This is a genomic window from Roseateles sp. P5_E11 (assembly GCF_054049355.1).
Genome location: NZ_JBFUMO010001127.1, coordinates 1 through 805 on the forward strand (window position 1 = coordinate 1; position 805 = coordinate 805).

The 805-nt window shown below is 66.1% G+C and carries 1 pseudogene; it reads right to left on the minus strand.

Annotated elements, in window-relative coordinates:
- Nucleotides 1–805 (minus strand): annotated as a pseudogene (locus tag ACXJKR_RS33855) (heme utilization protein); the annotation flags it as partial.

Below are 805 nucleotides of genomic sequence, written 5' to 3' on the forward strand. Positions count from 1 at the left end.
CGGTCGTGACGGCGCGCAGGTCGGCGGTTTCGAGCTTGCCGAGCTGGCTGGTCGTCAAGGCACCGAACTGGCTGGAGTTCAGCGCCGCGAACTGGGCGGTGCCCAGCGCGTTCAGGTTGTCGGTCGCAAGATTGGCGAGCTGGATGTTGGTCAGTGCCTRGACTTGGGCCGAGGACAGGTTGGCGAACTGGCTGCTGGTCAGGCTGTTCAAGTCGGCCGTGCCGAGCGTATTGACCTGGCTCGTGGTGAGGCTGTTGATCTGACCACTGCTGAGCGCGCGGAGCTGGTCACTGGTGAAGGCGTCGAGTTGGTCGGAGGACAGGTTGCGCAGGGCGCCCGTGGTCAGCGACTTGACGTCSGCGGTCTCAATCGCRGCSAKTTGCGCGGTRGACAGGCTGCCYGCCTGCGTGGAGYTCAGCGCCGCGACCTGRCCCGAGGTCAGGGCGACCATGTCACCCGTGGTCAGGCCSTYGATCTGGGCGGTGCCCAGCGARGCRACTTGAGCSGTGGTCAGCGAGCCGACGGCATCGCTGGCCAGGGCACCGACCTGGTCGGAAGACAGGCCGTTGAGCGCGGCGGTCGTGACGGCACGCAGGTCAGCGGTTTCGAGCTTGCCCAGTTGGCCGGTGGTCAATGCGCCGAACTGGCTGGACGACAGGGCCGCGAACTGGGCCGTGCCCAACGCGTTCAAGTTGTCGGTGGCGAGGTTGGCGAGCTGGGTGTTGGTCAGTGCCTGGACCTGGCCAGACGAAAGATTGGAGAACTGGCTGCTGCTCAGGCTGTTCAGATCGGCCGTACCGAGCGT